Below are 16,717 nucleotides of genomic sequence, written 5' to 3'. Positions count from 1 at the left end.
TCATGAGCCAGGTTAAAGAGGTTATTGTCCAGGGGCTATGGAAGAACAACTCCGCACTGGTGCAACTACTGGGGATGTGTCCGCTGCTGGCGGTAACATCGACCGCTACCAACGCACTCGGGCTGGGCCTTGCGACAACGCTGGTGCTGACCCTGACGAACCTGTCCATCTCTGCACTACGCCGCTGGACACCATCAGAAATCCGTATTCCGATTTACGTGATGATCATCGCCTCGGTGGTGAGTATCGTGCAGATGCTGATTAACGCCTACGCGTTTGGTCTGTACCAGTCGCTCGGGATTTTCATTCCGCTTATCGTGACCAACTGTATTGTGGTTGGCCGTGCTGAAGCCTTTGCGGTGAAAAATAGCCCGGCAATGTCTGCGCTGGACGGTTTCTCCATCGGTATGGGCGCAACCTGCGCCATGTTTATTCTCGGTTCCATCCGTGAAATCCTGGGGAACGGTACGCTGTTTGACGGCGCAGATGCCCTGCTGGGTGGCTGGGCAAAAGCATTGCGCATCGAAGTGTTCCACACGGACACACCGTTCCTGCTGGCCATGCTGCCACCAGGCGCATTTATTGGCCTTGGAATGATGCTGGCGATAAAATATCTCATTGATGAGAAACGTAAACGCCGCGCCGCTGAGCGCAGCGTTCAGGAAGGGATACCCGAGAAAGCCTCATGAACAAAGAGAAACGCATTGCAATCCTGACCCGGCTGCGGGATGAAAACCCTCACCCGACAACAGAGCTGAACTTTAACTCACCGTTCGAGCTGCTGATTGCCGTGCTGCTCTCTGCACAGGCCACGGACGTGAGCGTCAATAAAGCGACTGCCCTGCTCTACCCGGTCGCCAACACGCCGCAGGCAATGCTGGAGCTCGGTGTAGAGGGCGTTAAGTCCTACATCAAGACCATTGGTTTGTTCAATAGCAAGGCCGAGAACGTTATTAAGACCTGCCGGATTTTGCTTGAACAGCATGGTGGTGAGGTGCCTGAAGATCGCGCAGCGCTTGAGGCATTACCCGGTGTAGGCCGGAAAACCGCCAACGTTGTGCTTAACACGGCATTTGGCTGGCCGACCATCGCAGTCGATACCCATATCTTCCGCGTTTCAAACCGCACTAACTTCGCCCCAGGCAAAAATGTCGAGCAGGTCGAAGAGAAGCTGCTCAAAGTGGTTCCCGCCGAATTTAAGGTTGATTGCCACCACTGGCTGATCCTGCATGGGCGTTATACCTGCATTGCGCGCAAGCCGCGCTGCGGCTCCTGCATCATTGAAGACCTCTGCGAATTTAAAGAAAAAGTGTATCCCTGAATCCTTTTTCGCTTTCTGAGCTCATATCAAATGGTTATGAAAGGAAGCTCTCACTGTGAACCTTCCTTTCGGCCATTTATTGTCCGCATTAGCCATCCTTGACCCTGTCGATTGTTCGGTCATTTAACACTCAAACAGGTTAATTGTTTTTTCATCACCAAAAATTTCTATACATCTGTGATCGAGATCACTCTGATAACTCCATGTTGGATTTTTGTTGTGAAAAGCTGTGTAAACCCTTTGCCAGACAATATTTAACCGTTCCTTTACCGCAGATAAGACCAGTCATTTTTCAGAATATGGGCTATATCACTGGCCATGAGGTCAAATAGCAGAACATATTGCCAAATGCGGTTTTTTTGGGGTTTGTGGCAGTGAAAAAAACCAACAATCCTTAACCAATGAAATTTAACGCTGAATAACATTTGCATGACCCGAGTATTATACCGCTCCAGATATATGTAACAGATTATTACAAACGTATTGCCAGATGGGTCAGGATAGTGAACATTACCCGCCGTTTCCCCTCCCAATATAACTATAAGGCGGATGGACTACGGTCATCACGCTATGAACACCCCCGTTAATATGGGATGTAAAAAAAGAGGTATATGTGTCTACTGCAAACAATAAACCAACAGATGAGAGCATAAGTCTTAACGCTTTCAAACAACCTAAAGCGTTCTATCTCATCTTCTCTATTGAGTTATGGGAGCGTTTTGGTTACTACGGCCTGCAAGGGATCATGGCGGTTTACCTGGTTAAACAACTGGGTATGTCCGAAGCAGATTCCATCACGCTGTTCTCTTCATTCAGTGCTCTGGTGTACGGTCTGGTCGCTATCGGCGGCTGGCTGGGTGATAAAGTTCTGGGTACCAAACGTGTCATCATGCTGGGCGCGATCGTCCTGGCAATCGGTTATGCACTGGTTGCATGGTCCGGTCACGATGCGGCTGTGGTCTATATGGGTATGGCGACTATCGCAGTCGGTAACGGTCTGTTCAAAGCGAACCCATCTTCCCTGCTTTCTACCTGCTACAGCAAAGATGACCCGCGTCTGGACGGTGCATTCACCATGTACTACATGTCCGTGAACATCGGTTCCTTCTTCTCTATGCTGGCAACGCCATGGCTGGCCGCGAAATTCGGCTGGAGCGTTGCGTTCTCCCTGTCTGTTGTCGGGATGCTGATCACCGTTGTTAACTTCGCCTTCTGCAAGAAATGGGTTAAAGACTACGGTTCAAAACCAGACTTCGAACCTGTGCATGTGGGCAAACTGCTTGCAACCATCGTGGGTGTTGTGATCCTCGCGGCAATCGCCACCTGGCTGCTGCACAACCAGGGCGTGGCACGTGCTGTGCTGGGCGTGGTTGCACTGGGTATCGTCTGCATCTTCGCGAAAGAAGCATTCGCCATGCAGGGCGCTGCTCGCCGTAAGATGATTGTTGCGTTCATCCTGATGCTGGAAGCGATTATCTTCTTCGTGCTGTACAGCCAGATGCCAACGTCTCTGAACTTCTTCGCTATTCGTAACGTTGAGCATTCTATTCTGGGTATCGCGTTCGAGCCGGAGCAGTATCAGGCCCTGAACCCGTTCTGGATCATGATTGGTAGCCCGATTCTGGCCGCTATCTATAACAAGATGGGTGACCGTCTGCCAATGCCGCACAAGTTCGCGATTGGTATGGTGCTGTGCTCTGGTGCGTTCCTGGTGCTGCCACTGGGTACCAAATTTGCGACCGACGCAGGTATCGTCTCCGTTAACTGGCTGATCCTGAGCTATGCTCTCCAGTCTATTGGTGAACTGATGATCTCCGGTCTGGGTCTGGCAATGGTTGCTCAGCTGGTACCACAGCGTCTGATGGGCTTCATCATGGGTAGCTGGTTCCTGACCACTGCCGGTGCAGCGATTATCGCCGGTAAAATTGCTAACCTGATGGCCGTTCCAGAGAACGTAACCGACCCACTGGTTTCTCTGAACGTCTACGGTACGGTATTCATGCAGATTGGTGTGGCTACCGCAGTTATCGCTGTGCTGATGCTGCTGACTGCACCTAAACTGAATCGTATGACTCAGGACGACGACAAAACTGCTAAAGCGACCAAAACCGCAACAGCATAATGTCATCGGGGAACGACTGAACAGAAGCCGTTAACTTTGTGTTAGCGGCTTTTTTTTTATTCGTTCGCGCACTAACATAGCTGAAACCTCAGCAAAAAGGAGTTACCGATGAAACTGTTCTACAAACCGGGCGCCTGCTCTCTTGCTTCCCATATTACCCTGCGCGAGAGCGGTAAAGATTTCACGCTGGACGGCGTTGATCTGATGAAAAAACGCCTGGAAAACGGCGACGATTTCTTTGCTATTAACCCGAAGGGACAAGTTCCGGCGCTGCTGCTGGATGACGGTACACTGCTGACAGAAGGCGTTGCCATTATGCAGTTCCTGGCGGATAACGTACCGGACCGCCAGCTGTTGGCCCCGACTGGCAGTATCTCTCGCTATAAGACGCTGGAGTGGATGAACTATATCGCGACCGAGCTGCACAAAGGCTTTACGCCGCTGTTCCGCCCGGATACACCAGAAGACTACAAACCTACCGTGCGTGCCCTGCTGGAGAAAAAACTTCAGTACATTAACGAGTCGTTGAAAGACGATCAGTGGATTTGTGGCCAGCGTTTCACCATTGCAGATGCGTATCTGTTTACCGTTCTGCGCTGGGCACGTGCGGTTAAGCTTAACCTGGAAGGGTTAGATCATATTGCATCGTATATGGAGCGGGTGGCAGCGCGCCCTGCGGTTGCTGCGGCGCTGAAAGCGGAAGGTCTTAACTAATATCGCCCGGCGGCGCTGCGCTTGCACGGGCCTACAGGTATTGTAGGCCGGGTAAGCGTAGCGCCACCCGGCATAGTTTACAGCTGCGTTGCGCTGAAATAGTGCTCCGGCTTCGCAATTCGATCCTGCGCAGCAACCACCTGCAACTCATACTCCTGCATATTTTTCGTCGCGGTCATGATTTCGTACACGGCGGCAGTCACATGCTCCAGCGCATCACGAAGCGTTGCGCCTTGCAGCAATTTCACCAATAGCAGACCGCTGGTCACATCGCCCACGCCAACCGGCTGACGCACGCCAAAATCAACCAGCGGACGGCTGATATGCCAGGCTTCGTCTTTCGTCACCAGCAGCATCTCAAAACGGTCACGGCTCAGCCCTGCGCGCGCCAGGTGCTTGACCAGTACAATCTCAGGCCCTTGCGCAATCAGCTCGCGAGAAGCGCTGACAGCCTCGTCTACGCTGTTAACAGGATGCTCGCAGAGGATCTCCAGCTCAATCAGGTTGGGCGCAATAATGTCACTCGCGGGCAGCGCGTGTCGCACGTGAAACTCAGCCACGCCAGGAGCCACGATGCAGCCCTTCTCCGGGTGCCCCATTACCGGGTCGCAGAAGAATTTTGCCGCCGGGTTCGCCGCCTTAACCTGACGCACGATGCCGAGAATATGTTCGCCCTGCTCTGCTGAGCCCAGATAACCGCTCAACACCGCGTCACAGCGTTTGAGCTGGTCGATATCAGCGATGCCCTGCACAATCTCCGTGAGATGCGAAGGCGGCATCACGCAGCCGGTCCATTTCCCGTACTGGGTATGATTAGAGAATTGAACGGTATTAAGCGGCCAGACATTGGCACCGAGACGACGCATTGGGAATTCCGCTGCGCTGTTGCCAGCATGTCCAAATACAACGTGGGACTGAATGGCGAGGATATTCTTCATTTTTTGCTTACCACAACCCTGAAAAAACAAAGGGGCGTGGTTTCCCACGCCCCTGCATACTGTTGATTACTTCCAGCACACCAGACAGTAATTCTTCTTACCGCGACGCAACAGCGTGTAGCGGCCATACAGACGATCGCCGTCAACAAAGGTGTATTCAGGATCGGCCTGTTTTTCACCGTTGATGGTAATGGCGTTGGAGGCAATGGTCTTACGAGCCTGACCGCGGGACGGTTGCAGCTCAGAATCCACCAGCGCCTGCATCAGGTCTGCGCCTTTTTCCATCTCAACCATCGGCACGCCATCCTGCGCCAGCTGTTCGAAGTCCGCTTCGCTTAAATCGCTCAGCGTACCGTTGAACAGGCTTGCGGTAATGCGTTTTGCCGCTGCCAGGCCTTCTTCGCCGTGAACCAGTTTGGTCACTTCATCAGCCAGAACATACTGCGCACGAGGTGCAGTGCCGCTGTTTTTGTCTTCTTCTTCCAGCGCATTGATGGCTTCAATGTCCATAAAGGTGAAGAATTTCAGGAAGCGGTAGACGTCAGCATCTGCGGTGTTGATCCAGAACTGATAGAACTTGTACGGGCTGGTTTTCTTCGGATCGAGCCATACTGCGCCGCCCTCGGTTTTACCAAACTTGGTGCCGTCGGCTTTGGTGATCAGTGGAACCGTCAGGCCGAACACCTGGTTCTGATGCAGACGACGGGTCAGATCGATACCGGAGGTGATGTTACCCCACTGGTCAGAACCACCAATTTGCAGGGCCACACCGTGCAGTTTGTTCAGGCAGGCGAAGTCATAACCTTGCAGCAGGTTGTAAGAGAACTCGGTGAAAGAGATGCCCTGATCGTCACGGTTCAGACGCTGCTTCACGGCTTCTTTGTTGATCATCTGGTTAACAGAGAAGTGTTTACCGATGTCACGCAGGAAGGTCAGCACGTTCATGCCGCCAAACCAGTCATAGTTGTTCGCGGCAATTGCAGCGTTTTCACCACAGTTGAAGTCGAGGAACGGCGCAACCTGTTTGCGAATCTTGTCCACCCACTCCTGCACGGTGTCTTCGGTGTTCAGTTTACGCTCAGCGGCTTTGAAGCTTGGGTCACCAATCAGACCGGTCGCGCCGCCAACCAGTGCAACAGGCTTATGGCCTGCCATCTGGAAGCGTTTCAGGCATAACAATGGAACAAGATGCCCCAAATGCAAGCTGTCAGCGGTGGGATCGAAGCCGCAATAGAGCGCGATCGGGCCTTGCGCCAGTCGCTCTGCTAACGCTTCCTCGTCCGTCACCTGGGCCACGAGGCCCCGCTCTTGCAATTGTTTAATCAAGTTACTGCTTGCCATCAAATTCTCCATGTATAAACGACTGCACCTTTGCCGGTACACGACTTTTCGCCTGATGCGAAAGGTACATAGAATAAAGCGCTGGCGCACGTAGCGCTAGCGCTTAAAACAACAAATTTCGGGGATTACGGCGCCAGTCTGTCGATTTTCCAGCCAGCATTCTCGCGCTGGTATAAAAAGCGGTCGTGCAGGCGATGTTCACCGCCCTGCCAGAACTCCATCTGCTCGATTGGGATGCGGAATCCGCCCCAGAAGCTTGGCAACGGGACTTCACCCTGCTGGAACTTTTGTTTTAACTCGAGGAATTTACTTTCCAGTACGCCGCGGGCAGAGATTCGGCTGGACTGTTTAGAGACCCAGGCACCAATCTGGCTGTCGCGCGGGCGGCTGTGGAAATATTTCAGCACTTCCAGGGTGGAAAGTCGCTCGGCTTTACCGGTGACCATGACCTGACGTTCCAGCATATGCCACGGGAACAGCAGGCTCACACGCGGGTTGTTTTCAATCTGATGCGCTTTACGGCTGCCCAGGTTGGTATAAAACACCAGCCCTTTCTCATCGTAATGCTTCAGCAGCACGATACGCTGGTACGGCTGACCGGTCTCATCAACCGTGGCAACCACCATTGCGGTCGGGTCGGCAAGCTTTGCTTCACAGGCCTGTTTCAGCCAGCGTTCAAAAAGCACCAGGGGTTCGGCGGGAAGATCCTGGCGACGCAGGCCGCCTTTGGTGTATTCACGGCGCAGATGCGCAATTTGCTGCAATTCGTCGTTATCTGACATGGCGTTAGCTGAAATTGACAATAGGTGGCGCTATTGTGCGCCGCCCCTGTAAAAATCTCAACGCTTCGGATTTTGTAGCTGGCAATTGTTCAACACAATGCGGTCACGTTTGTAGACCGTTGCTTCATCGCCTTTAGACCAAAAAACATAAATGCCATCGGTATAACGCGCACCTGACGCAGACATGCCCTGCTTCAGATTCAGCAGTTTGTTGTCGTACACAAAGCTGGCTTCCTGACGGGGGTTGTTGATCTTCACGGTCAGCGGTTTTTCGTCGCAACGATACTCCAGGGTATCGGTCTGCATACGTTCAACGAACTGGTTATAGACGCTGCACCCTGGCAGCAGTAAAGGCACAGCAATAAGAAGAAGTTTTTTCATGGGCGTATTCCGAAGACTATCCTGGTCCTGGAGGACACTGCTGCCCTCCTGTTTTCTTTCCATTTTAACGGCTACACGCAACGCTGAATTTCAGTTAACTCTGATTATGACGTGGATTTGCCGGGAAAATCGCACCCAGCACGCTCGCCTCACGCGCGCCGGTTACCGACGGAAGATTCCCAGGTAATCCGGCGATGGTGCGCCAGGCAAGCCAGGCAAAGGCCAGCGCTTCCATATCATCGCCGCTGATCCCGGCATCGTCCGTCGTCGTGACTTCGGTGCCTGGCAATAACCCGGCCAGACGCGCCATCACCAGCGGGTTGCGGCTGCCACCGCCACACACCAGCAGGCGTTCACATCCGCCGCTGAGGAGAACCTGTTCGGAAATCGACGTGGCCGTCAGTTCTGCAAGCGTTGCCTGTACATCTTTAGGGGAAAGTGCGGGGAATGGCATAAGCTGACGTTCAAGCCAGCCATAGTTGAAATACTCGCGCCCGGTGCTTTTTGGCGCAGGTGCAGCAAAATACGGGTCGCTAAGCATGGATTGTAAAAGAGGAATGATCACTTTTCCTTCACAGGCCCACTGGGCGTCTTTGTCGTAAGGTTTTCCATACTGACGCCAGATCCAGGCATCCATCAGCATATTGCCCGGCCCGGTATCGTAGCCACGAACGGGCTGGCCCGGGATAAGCATTGACAGGTTGGCGATGCCGCCGATGTTGAGCACCATCCGGCGTTCTGTTGGGTGCGCCAGCAACGCCTGGTGAAATGCGGGGACCAGCGGCGCGCCCTGCCCACCCAGCGCGATATCCCGACGACGAAAATCGCCCACAACAGTCACGCCGGTTTTGGCGACAATCTGGTTGTTATCACCAATCTGCATCGTGTGCGGCGCATCGCCGGTCGGCTCATGCCAGACCGTTTGCCCGTGACAGCCGATCGCCACCACATCCTGCGGTTGCAGCTTCTCTTTTTGCATCAACGCCAGTATCGCATCGCCGAAGAGCGCGCCCAGGCGCACATCAAGCTGACCAAGCTGTGACAGCGTAAGCTGCTGGCCCTGACAGATGCTCAGGATCGCTTCTTTAAGCGAAACAGGGATCGGCCATGTCAGGCTCGCCTGCTGTGCCACCATGTTTTCATCTATGGCAGCCAGAACAACATCGACACCATCAAGACTGGTACCTGACATCACACCAATGTAGCGACCCGATTTCATGCGCTTTCCTTACGTTTCGTGGGCGAGTTACCCACACTCCACCATAAACGGCGTCGCTTTGCTATGCAGAGATAATATTTTTTAACAATGTCAGACACGTAACCAGAGGACTTCTTGTTTATGCCTCGTTAAGCCAAATTCAAGTACAATTTTCCTATTGTTAGTGCAAAGATATGAACTATGGCCTCTTATGCCATATAATTTAGCCATAACGGATGCCCTGACTGGGCGTTTTTGGTGAACAGGAGATTCAAATGATTTTACGTGTACTGGGCGTTTCACTGATTGGATTGACGCTGGCGGGTTGTGTGAATAACGATTCCCTTTCCGGTGACGTTTATAGCGCGTCTGAGGCTAAACAAGTTCAGAACGTGACTTACGGTACTATCGTTAATGCACGTCCTGTACAAATTCAGGGCGGCGATGACAACAATGTTGTTGGCGCAATCGGCGGTGCCGTACTGGGTGGCTTCCTGGGTAACACCGTAGGTGGCGGTACGGGTCGTTCTCTGGCAACAGCTGCAGGTGCCGTAGCCGGTGGTGTTGCAGGTCAGGGTGTGCAGGGCGCGATGAACAAAACGCAGGGTGTTGAACTGGAAATCCGTAAGGACGACGGCAACACCATCATGGTTGTACAAAAACAGGGTAGCACCCGGTTTGCAGCCGGTCAGCGTGTTGTTCTGGCCAGCAACGGTAGTCAGGTTACCGTTTCCCCGCGTTAATACCAAAGAGGATGCGGCCAACTGGCTGCATCCTTTTACAATATTCATCATTTAAATATATATATTTACAAAATACCTCCCCCACTATTTAGTTTCCCCTTCTTATATTGCTCCTGCGCAAAGTATTTGTTCATGACGTTGTTAAACTAAGCAGACTCACACCTCCTTAATAAACTATTATTTTTTTGTTAACAAAAACGTATGAACACGATTGAACGTTACATAAAGAACCGCTATATCACTTTCTTCTTTGGCTGCATAATTGTCATTGGGATATTACAGGGTTCATTTTTAAAACTGGTCGAGTTAGTCCCGTCATTTTCACCCTTATTATTCCCGACGCTCACCATATTTTTACTCGTGTTTCATCTGTTTATTGCTTGTTTTATGTCCATGAAATATTGGTGCGATCGCAGACGCTTGTATTTGGTCGCCATCGCCTCCGCCTTCATCGGGTCGATGCTGCTGATGACCGGGACGCTGTCGAGCTTCCCTGCCTGGCTTGATCTCTACCAGTTCGACATCGTTAACTATAACGACGCGATGATTTTCTTCACGTTTCGCCATCTCCTGATGGCGGTATTGATTATCTTTGCTGCGCTACTGTATATGGTCCGGGATTACCCTTTATCTCGACTGACTCATATCAGCATTATTATTGCTATTTTTATATTCACCGCATGTATGGTTGTGTTGGCATGGCTTTTTTCCGGCCATTCATCAGTACTGACGATTGATTTAGTGGATAATGAAACCCGGCAATTTATGGTTCTCTGGAGCCATTTAATCAATATATTGCTTATCATTTTGTGGCTAGTGGCATTAGTGGCACTGATCGCTATTACGCGTTTGCGCAACCTGTTCTGGGTCGGCGGTACTTTTTTATGTGTCTGTTATATCGTGACACTGGGGATGTTGTTCTTCGGCGGGCACGCTGAAGACATCGCCTGGTATCGCGCCCGCTTATTTGAAACTGCGGCAACCTTACTCATCATTCTGGTTCTGCTTTATGATGTATTTAATCTCTATCGTGATTCACATTTAAAGTACCAGCAGTCTTATCAAAATTCGATTCGCGATCCGCTGACCCGTCTCTACAACCGCAGCTATTTTTATGACGCGTTAAACCAGTCCCTTGCAACGGCAAAAGCGACTCGCCCTGTTTCCGTTATCGTCAGCGATCTCGATCGCTTCAAGCGCATCAACGACTGCTATGGCCACTTACAGGGCGACAAGGTATTGCAGTTTGTCGCCAATTTGCTGATGGATTCCGTGCGTCCTCAGGATATTGCCGCACGCATCGGTGGCGAAGAGTTTGTCCTGATGCTGGCCAATACCGATTCCGATGCCGCGCGCCAGGTTGCAGAGCGTATTCGCCTCAACTTAAGCAGCTTTGACAAGAGCAGCAGTAACGGACAGCTTCCGGAGCCTATTACCATCAGCATGGGGGTGTTTACCGCGACATCCTCACAGATAACCGCTGAGGAGTGCGTGGAAAGCGCGGATAAAGCGATGTACGAGGCCAAAGAGACAGGACGTAACCGTGTGGTGGTCTTCCCGTAAAAAAAAGCCTTGCTGATGCAAGGCTTTTTTATGTTATCAGTCGCGGGACTGCAACTCACTGATGTTCTGCTCAAGACGAGCAATGAGACTAATAAGCATCTCAAGTTCCGCCGGAGAAATCCCGGACAGGATCTCCCCTCGCGTTTTGCTGATCACAGCTTCCATCTCATCAATGATTGGCGCTGCTTTTTCAGTGAGTTTAATCCGCTTGGCACGACGGTCACTGGCGCAGGTCTGCCGTGAGATCAGCCCTTTTTCCTCCAGCTGATCTAACGTTCGTACCAACGACGGTTGCTCAATACCAATCGCTTTGGCCAGTTGAATTTGCGACTGTTCGGGTGGCAGCTGATGAATGTTATGCAGCGTGACCCAATGCGTCTGTGTCAATTCCAGAGGTTTCAGGCGATGGTCAATCAGAGCACGCCAGACGCGTACTAACCTTGCCAGATCAGAACCTAATGGCGATTCCAATTTCATCTCCTTATAATTAGCTTGCTAAGTTATTCTACTGATTTTAGAATAGTGTGCAGCATTTATATTGCCAAAACAAATGCAATACTGCATTCAGCGATGTTGAAAGTATGATTTACACTGAATACTAACGCCTCATCGTGTAATGACTGGCCACTGTGGCCACCCTTTCAACTGCAAAGGATCTCTGCTCGTGAAGTTTTCTTACAGCTCCGCGGGGTTACCCCTCCAGGACTTGATTGTCGGTGCATCAGTCTTTTTTCCTCCTCTTTTTAAAGCCGTTTTTGTCGGTTTTTTAATCTGGCTTGTTGTACACCGCCTGCTGCGAGACTGGATGTATTCCGGTGAAATCTGGCACCCGATGTTGATGGATCTCTCCCTGTTTGCTCTTTCCGTATGTCTTGGCCTTGCCGTGTTGATTGTGTGGTGAATATGTCCCTGAAAACACTAAAATACTTTTCCACTCTTTTGGTTCTGGCCCTGGCACTGGTTGCCGGTTGGTGGATGTGGACCTACTACATGCAGTCCCCGTGGACGCGCGACGGTAAAATTCGCGCTGAGCAGGTCAATATCACCCCGCAGGTCTCAGGCAGTATCACGACGCTTCTTGTTAAAGATAACCAGTTTGTTAAAAAAGGCGATGTGCTGTTCCGTATTGACGAGACGCCCTACCACATCGCTATCCTGAATGCACAGGCGCAGCTTGCCAAAGCGCAGTCTGACCTGGCAAAAGCCAACAACGAAGCCAACCGTCGCCGCCATTTATCGCAAAATTATATCTCTGCGGAAGATTTAGACACCGCCAACATTAATGTGAAAGCCATGCAGGCAAGCGTCGATGTCGCCGAAGCGACGCTCAAGCAGGCCCAGTGGCAGCTGACGCAAACGGTGGTGACATCTCCGGTTGATGGATGGGTAACGAACCTCTCCACGCGCGTGGGGAATTATGCCACCACGGGGCAGCCGGTGTTTGCGCTGGTAGACAGCCACTCATTCTATGTTGTCGGTTATTTTGAAGAGACGAAGCTGCGCCATATTCAGGAAGGTGCGCCGGCGCGGATAACACTGTACAGCGGCTCACAAACGTTACAGGGTCACGTATCAAGCATTGGCCGGGCCATTTACGATCAAAGCGTCGAGACAGATTCCGGCCTGGTTCCGGATATCAAACCGAACGTGCCCTGGGTGCGTCTTGCCCAGCGCGTTCCGGTTCGCGTGGAGTTTGACAACCTGCCGCAAGACATCACGCTGGTTTCAGGCACAACCTGTACCGTCACTGTCGGAACACGTTAATGAACCTCTCCGCTTTCTCCTGGCGTAACACTCCCTGGATAAAAGCAACCCGCCCGCAGTGGCGTTATGCACTGCGTAACGGCATTGCCATGTGTCTTGCGCTCATGGTGGCCTACTATCTGAACCTGGACGAGCCCTACTGGGCGATGACCTCTGCGGCGGTGGTGAGCTTCCCCACCGTTGGCGGTGTTATCAGTAAAAGTCTGGGACGCGTGGCGGGCAGTCTGCTCGGCGCTACCGCTGCGTTGATCATCGCCGGCCATACTCTTAACGATCCCTGGCTGTTTTTACTGAGCATGGCAACATGGCTGGGCTTTTGTACCTGGGCCTGCGCGCATTTTACCAATAACGTGGCCTACGCATTTCAGCTGGCAGGTTATACCGCCGCCATTATCGCCTTCCCGGTGATTAACGTCCTGGACACTACCGAACTGTGGGATATCGCCCAGGCGCGCGTGTGTGAAGTCATTATCGGTATTCTGTGCGGCGGGGTCATGATGATGATCCTGCCCAGCACATCGGATGGCACAGCGCTGATCGCCGCATTAAAAGCCATGCATACCCGCTTACTGGAACACGCAAGTCTTCTCTGGCAGCCCGACACCAACGACGAAATTCGCCTTGCGCACGAAAAAGTCATCGGCCAGATCCTGACCATGAATTTACTGCGTATCCAGGCGTTCTGGAGCCACTATCGTTTCCGCAGGCAGAACGCGTTGCTTAACTATCTGCTGCATCAACAACTGCGTATGACCAGCGCCATTTCCAGCCTGCGCCGGATGTTGCTTAACTGGCCCAATCCGCCGGAAAACACCCGTGAAATCATTGAAGCGCTGCTGGTCGAGCTTGCGCGACCCACGGCCGACTTCTATAGCGTGGCCCGCATTATTGCACCGCTGGCACCGGTGGATGAATATGACTATCGCCACCGGGCGTTCTGGCAGCGGCTGCGCTATTTTTGTCGGCTTTACCTGCTGAGCAGCCGTTGGATCCGCGCCGTAGAAAATGCCACGCCCATTACGGAGTTTTCTGTCCCGCAAAGTCCTGCGCTGGCGCGGCATACCGATAACATGGAGGCGCTGTGGAGCGGTTTTCGTACGTTCTGCGCGCTTACCCTGGTGGGCACATGGGGCATCGCAACCCAGTGGGACAGCACCTCCGCCGCGTTGACCCTCGCCGCCATTAGCAGCGTACTGTACTCGGTTTCCCCTTCACCCTTTAACTCCCTGACGCTGTTGCTGCGTACGCTGATACTGCTGTCACTGTTCAGTTTTGTGGTGATGTTTGGCCTGATGGTGCAAATCACGGATCTGTGGCAGTTCCTGCTGTTTCTTTTCCCTCTGCTCACCACCATGCAGCTGCTGAAGCTACAAATGCCAAAACTCGCCGGGCTCTGGGGGCAGCTTATCGTTTTTATGGGATCGTTTATCGCGGTCACCAACCCACCCGTTTATGATTTTGCTAACTTCCTCAACGACAACCTGGCAAAAATCCTTGGTGTGGCGTTAACCTGGCTGGCGTTTGCGGTGCTCCGCCCGGGCTCTGATGCGCGCAAAAGTCGGCGTCATATTCGCGAGCTTCGCCGGGGATTTGTCGATCAGCTCAGCCGTAAGCCCCATCTGCGTGAAAGCGAGTATGAATCCCTTGTGTATCATCACGTGAGTCAGCTGAATAACAGTCAGGATGTTCTCGCGCGCCGCTGGCTGCTGCGCTGGGGCGTGGTATTGCTTAACTGTTCACATGTGGTGTGGCAGCTGCGTGCCTGGGAAACCCGGTCTGATCCGCTGGCGCAGGTTCGGGATATCTGTATCGCGTTACTGCGCGATGTGATGAGTGAACGCGGTGTTCAGCAGCGCCCGCTGGAAGCCACGCTCGTTGAGCTTCAGCGTATTTGCAACACCCTCGCGCGCCACCATCTCCCGGCCGCGCGCGATTTAGCCTCAATAATCTGGCGGCTGCACTGTTCGCTGTCGCAGCTGGAACAGGCCCCGCCACCGGGCACCATTGGCGATCACATCACGCCACAGGCATAACGTGCACCGCCACCGCCCAGAGGTTTAGGCTTGTCGGACATGTTATCGCCGCCCACGTGGATCATCAGCGCCCGGCCTTTGATTTCATCCAATTTTTTGAGCCGCGGCGCAATGACTGGCGTCGTGGCTTTGCCATCTTTGTCTACCACCAGCACGGGCAGATCGCCCAGGTGCCCCATGCCGTTCGGCCCTTCGTGCTTACCGTAATGTTCAGGATCAAGGTGGCCACCTGCGGCTTCTGCCGCCGAGGCTTTCCCCTCTTTCAGGGCGGGCTGACAGCTACCGTTGGTATGAACATGAAAACCATGCTCGCCGGGTGGAAGGGAGTTGAGATGAGGAGCAAACTCCAGCCCTTTGTCGGTTTCAGTGATTTTTACTGTTCCGACGGACTGGCCTACACCAAGTGGAGAAACGAGGTTCATTTCTACTTCGTCACTGGCAGCCTGCGCCCCTGCGCATACTGCTAGTGTCACGAGTGCCAGAGCAAAACGCTTCATGTGACCTCCTGGGTTTCTTTTTGCCCCTTAAGTCTATACCAGAGGCAGCATTTTCACCGGGAGGTCACTTTTTAGCGGATTACGGGACGTCGTAACCCAGTGCCGCTTTACGGATACGGAACCACTGCTGGCGTGTCATTTCCAGCGCTTCAGCGGCAATCGCCGCGCGCACACGTTCAATTTTGCCAGAACCAATAATCGGCAGCGGTTTTGACGGCAGACGCATGATCCACGCGTACACGACCTGCTCAATGCTTTCCGCATTCAGCTCCTGTGCGATGGTGCTCAGTTCATCACGCAATGGCTGGAAGGCATCATCATTAAACAGACGCCCGCCGCCCAGGCACGACCACGCCATCGGGCGGATGCGCAGCTGTTGCAATTGATCGAGCGTACCGTCCAGCAGCAGCGGCTGGTGAACAGGTGAAATCTCGACCTGGTTAGTGGCCAGCGTAAATGGCAGGCGTGACTGAAGTAAGGCGAACTGCGCAGGGGTAAAGTTCGATACCCCGAAATGACGGACTTTGCCGCTCTGGTGCAGATTCAGGAAAGCCTCCGCCACTTCATCAGCATCCATCAGTGGATCCGGGCGATGGATCAGCAGCAAATCAATATGGTCAGTTGCCAGATTAACCAGTGATTGCTCTGCGCTTTTTACGATATGGTCACGGTCAGTGATGTAGTGACCAAGCGCGTGCTCAGGTTTAGCCGTGGTGGCGATGCCGCATTTCGTGACAATCTCCATACGCGAGCGAAGCGCCGGAACCAGCTTAAGTGCCTCACCAAACGCGGCTTCACACAGGTAGCCGCCATAGATATCGGCATGATCGACGGTGGTGATCCCTAAATCGAGATGCTCTTCAATGAAGCTCGCGAGCTGAACAGGGGACATATTCCAGTCCATCAGCCGCCAGTAACCCATCACAAAACGGGAAAACTCCGGGCCCTGGGGTGCAAGGGTAATACGCTGAACCATAACAATTTCCTCAAGGAAGTAATGTCATGAGTATACGCAATTACGCTGCTAAAAAAGTGAAGGTTGCTGCGGTTCTTCGGTTTCGCCTGCTTTGTTTGCGCGTATTTTGCGCAGCAAACGCTGCCGACACAGGCGCAGGATGTCCTGTTTTTGCGTGTCGCTAAAATTTTGCCAGTTGAAACGCTCGTCGCGGGTACGCATACACCCACGGCAATATCCGCGCTCATCCACCTGACAAATTCCCCGGCACGGGCTCTGGATGGGGAAAAACTCCAGTTGCTCTGCCACACACACCTCCAGAAACCGATTATCACCTACAGTGAAGACGTTAAATGCCGCTCATG

General features: G+C 52.7%; 18 protein-coding genes. 9 read left to right on the top strand and 9 right to left on the bottom strand.

Going from position 1 to position 16,717, the window contains the following annotated elements:
- Positions 1-2: 2 nt before the first annotated feature.
- The 4 genes from M987_RS15220 to gstA all read left to right on the top strand — a co-directional run bounded on the left by M987_RS15220 (position 3) and on the right by gstA (position 4,157).
- On the top strand, positions 3-689 hold the full coding sequence (locus M987_RS15220; protein ID WP_014069986.1) for an electron transport complex subunit E: 687 nt from the start codon (positions 3-5) through the stop codon (positions 687-689).
- Entirely contained in the window at positions 686-1,321 is a 636-nt protein-coding gene (gene nth / locus M987_RS15215; RefSeq protein WP_014069985.1) for an endonuclease III, read from the top strand. The genes M987_RS15220 and nth overlap by 4 nt, the downstream gene beginning before the upstream one ends.
- Positions 1,322-1,934: 613 nt before the next feature.
- The gene (dtpA, locus tag M987_RS15210; RefSeq protein WP_014069984.1) at positions 1,935-3,443 is read left to right on the top strand and encodes a dipeptide/tripeptide permease DtpA; all 1,509 of its coding nucleotides are present in this window, start codon (positions 1,935-1,937) and stop codon (positions 3,441-3,443) included.
- Positions 3,444-3,551: 108 nt separating this feature from the next.
- Positions 3,552-4,157, top strand: coding sequence for a glutathione transferase GstA (gene gstA, locus M987_RS15205; protein ID WP_014069983.1), 606 nt, complete (start codon positions 3,552-3,554; stop codon positions 4,155-4,157).
- A gap of 77 nt (positions 4,158-4,234) precedes the next feature.
- On the opposite strand, the gene pdxY is transcribed toward gstA, so the two are convergent.
- The 5 genes from pdxY to anmK all read right to left on the bottom strand — a co-directional run bounded on the left by pdxY (position 4,235) and on the right by anmK (position 8,818).
- Positions 4,235-5,095, bottom strand: a complete 861-nt coding sequence (gene pdxY, locus M987_RS15200) for a pyridoxal kinase PdxY (protein WP_014069982.1) — start codon at positions 5,093-5,095, stop codon at positions 4,235-4,237.
- Positions 5,096-5,161: 66 nt separating this feature from the next.
- A complete protein-coding gene (gene tyrS, locus M987_RS15195; RefSeq protein ID WP_014069981.1) occupies positions 5,162-6,436 on the bottom strand; it encodes a tyrosine--tRNA ligase in 1,275 nt (424 codons plus the stop codon).
- Between the two features lie 125 nt (positions 6,437-6,561).
- The gene (gene pdxH / locus M987_RS15190; RefSeq protein WP_014069980.1) at positions 6,562-7,218 is read right to left on the bottom strand and encodes a pyridoxamine 5'-phosphate oxidase; all 657 of its coding nucleotides are present in this window, start codon (positions 7,216-7,218) and stop codon (positions 6,562-6,564) included.
- Between the two features lie 57 nt (positions 7,219-7,275).
- Entirely contained in the window at positions 7,276-7,599 is a 324-nt protein-coding gene (mliC, locus tag M987_RS15185) for a C-type lysozyme inhibitor (protein ID WP_014069979.1), read from the bottom strand.
- A 94-nt stretch (positions 7,600-7,693) separates the two neighbouring features.
- On the bottom strand, positions 7,694-8,818 hold the full coding sequence (gene anmK / locus M987_RS15180; RefSeq protein WP_014069978.1) for an anhydro-N-acetylmuramic acid kinase: 1,125 nt from the start codon (positions 8,816-8,818) through the stop codon (positions 7,694-7,696).
- Positions 8,819-9,072: 254 nt separating this feature from the next.
- On the opposite strand from anmK, the gene slyB reads away from it, so the two are divergent.
- Together slyB and M987_RS15170 are read left to right on the top strand one after the other, a co-directional pair.
- Entirely contained in the window at positions 9,073-9,540 is a 468-nt protein-coding gene (gene slyB / locus M987_RS15175) for an outer membrane lipoprotein SlyB (RefSeq protein WP_014069977.1), read from the top strand.
- 201 nt (positions 9,541-9,741) lie between these two features.
- On the top strand, positions 9,742-11,103 hold the full coding sequence (locus M987_RS15170) for a sensor domain-containing diguanylate cyclase (RefSeq protein ID WP_014069976.1): 1,362 nt from the start codon (positions 9,742-9,744) through the stop codon (positions 11,101-11,103).
- Between the two features lie 36 nt (positions 11,104-11,139).
- Here M987_RS15170 and slyA read toward each other — a convergent pair whose 3' ends face one another.
- Positions 11,140-11,580, bottom strand: coding sequence for a transcriptional regulator SlyA (gene slyA / locus M987_RS15165; RefSeq protein WP_041162049.1), 441 nt, complete (start codon positions 11,578-11,580; stop codon positions 11,140-11,142).
- A 139-nt stretch (positions 11,581-11,719) separates the two neighbouring features.
- Between slyA and M987_RS15160 the strand changes: the two genes are divergently transcribed.
- Genes M987_RS15160 through M987_RS15150 form a run of 3 tightly spaced genes read left to right on the top strand, consistent with a single transcriptional unit; the run spans position 11,720 to position 14,900 of the window.
- The gene (locus M987_RS15160; protein ID WP_425359147.1) at positions 11,720-12,004 is read left to right on the top strand and encodes a DUF1656 domain-containing protein; all 285 of its coding nucleotides are present in this window, start codon (positions 11,720-11,722) and stop codon (positions 12,002-12,004) included.
- 2 nt (positions 12,005-12,006) lie between these two features.
- Positions 12,007-12,867 (top strand): efflux RND transporter periplasmic adaptor subunit, encoded by an 861-nt coding sequence (locus M987_RS15155; RefSeq protein WP_014069973.1) that lies wholly within the window; start codon positions 12,007-12,009, stop codon positions 12,865-12,867.
- Positions 12,867-14,900: an FUSC family protein gene (locus M987_RS15150; protein ID WP_014069972.1), complete on the top strand. Its 2,034-nt coding sequence runs from the start codon at positions 12,867-12,869 to the stop codon at positions 14,898-14,900. Before M987_RS15155 ends, M987_RS15150 begins: the two co-directional genes overlap by 1 nt.
- Here the strand turns inward: M987_RS15150 and sodC are convergent.
- The 3 genes from sodC to M987_RS15135 all read right to left on the bottom strand — a co-directional run bounded on the left by sodC (position 14,879) and on the right by M987_RS15135 (position 16,661).
- Entirely contained in the window at positions 14,879-15,397 is a 519-nt protein-coding gene (gene sodC / locus M987_RS15145) for a superoxide dismutase [Cu-Zn] SodC (RefSeq protein WP_014069971.1), read from the bottom strand. The genes M987_RS15150 and sodC overlap by 22 nt on opposite strands.
- Positions 15,398-15,476: 79 nt before the next feature.
- Positions 15,477-16,373 (bottom strand): aldo/keto reductase, encoded by an 897-nt coding sequence (locus M987_RS15140; RefSeq protein WP_014069970.1) that lies wholly within the window; start codon positions 16,371-16,373, stop codon positions 15,477-15,479.
- Positions 16,374-16,421: 48 nt separating this feature from the next.
- Positions 16,422-16,661, bottom strand: a complete 240-nt coding sequence (locus tag M987_RS15135; protein ID WP_014069969.1) for a DUF1289 domain-containing protein — start codon at positions 16,659-16,661, stop codon at positions 16,422-16,424.
- Positions 16,662-16,717 lie beyond the last annotated feature (56 nt).

Origin of the sequence: Enterobacter soli ATCC BAA-2102, from assembly GCF_001654845.1 — a bacterium.
GTDB lineage: Bacteria > Pseudomonadota > Gammaproteobacteria > Enterobacterales > Enterobacteriaceae > Enterobacter > Enterobacter soli.
The sequence above is the reverse complement of the archived record's forward strand: the minus strand, read 5'-3'. Positions and strand labels throughout refer to the sequence as shown.

Excerpts from the sequence above, each read along its gene's own strand:
- mliC (WP_014069979.1), bottom strand. The coding sequence starts at position 7,599 with ATGAAAAAACTTCTTCTTATTGCTGTGCCTTTACTGCTGCCAGGGTGC.
- pdxH (WP_014069980.1), bottom strand. The coding sequence starts at position 7,218 with ATGTCAGATAACGACGAATTGCAGCAAATTGCGCATCTGCGCCGTGAA.
- sodC (WP_014069971.1), bottom strand. The coding sequence starts at position 15,397 with ATGAAGCGTTTTGCTCTGGCACTCGTGACACTAGCAGTATGCGCAGGG.
- M987_RS15140 (WP_014069970.1), bottom strand. The coding sequence starts at position 16,373 with ATGGTTCAGCGTATTACCCTTGCACCCCAGGGCCCGGAGTTTTCCCGT.
- M987_RS15160 (WP_425359147.1), top strand. The coding sequence starts at position 11,720 with ATGACTGGCCACTGTGGCCACCCTTTCAACTGCAAAGGATCTCTGCTC.
- gstA (WP_014069983.1), top strand. The coding sequence starts at position 3,552 with ATGAAACTGTTCTACAAACCGGGCGCCTGCTCTCTTGCTTCCCATATT.
- M987_RS15155 (WP_014069973.1), top strand. The coding sequence starts at position 12,007 with ATGTCCCTGAAAACACTAAAATACTTTTCCACTCTTTTGGTTCTGGCC.
- slyB (WP_014069977.1), top strand. The coding sequence starts at position 9,073 with ATGATTTTACGTGTACTGGGCGTTTCACTGATTGGATTGACGCTGGCG.
- pdxY (WP_014069982.1), bottom strand. The coding sequence starts at position 5,095 with ATGAAGAATATCCTCGCCATTCAGTCCCACGTTGTATTTGGACATGCT.
- M987_RS15220 (WP_014069986.1), top strand. The coding sequence starts at position 3 with ATGAGCCAGGTTAAAGAGGTTATTGTCCAGGGGCTATGGAAGAACAAC.
- slyA (WP_041162049.1), bottom strand. The coding sequence starts at position 11,580 with ATGAAATTGGAATCGCCATTAGGTTCTGATCTGGCAAGGTTAGTACGC.
- nth (WP_014069985.1), top strand. The coding sequence starts at position 686 with ATGAACAAAGAGAAACGCATTGCAATCCTGACCCGGCTGCGGGATGAA.
- M987_RS15170 (WP_014069976.1), top strand. The coding sequence starts at position 9,742 with ATGAACACGATTGAACGTTACATAAAGAACCGCTATATCACTTTCTTC.
- tyrS (WP_014069981.1), bottom strand. The coding sequence starts at position 6,436 with ATGGCAAGCAGTAACTTGATTAAACAATTGCAAGAGCGGGGCCTCGTG.
- M987_RS15150 (WP_014069972.1), top strand. The coding sequence starts at position 12,867 with ATGAACCTCTCCGCTTTCTCCTGGCGTAACACTCCCTGGATAAAAGCA.
- anmK (WP_014069978.1), bottom strand. The coding sequence starts at position 8,818 with ATGAAATCGGGTCGCTACATTGGTGTGATGTCAGGTACCAGTCTTGAT.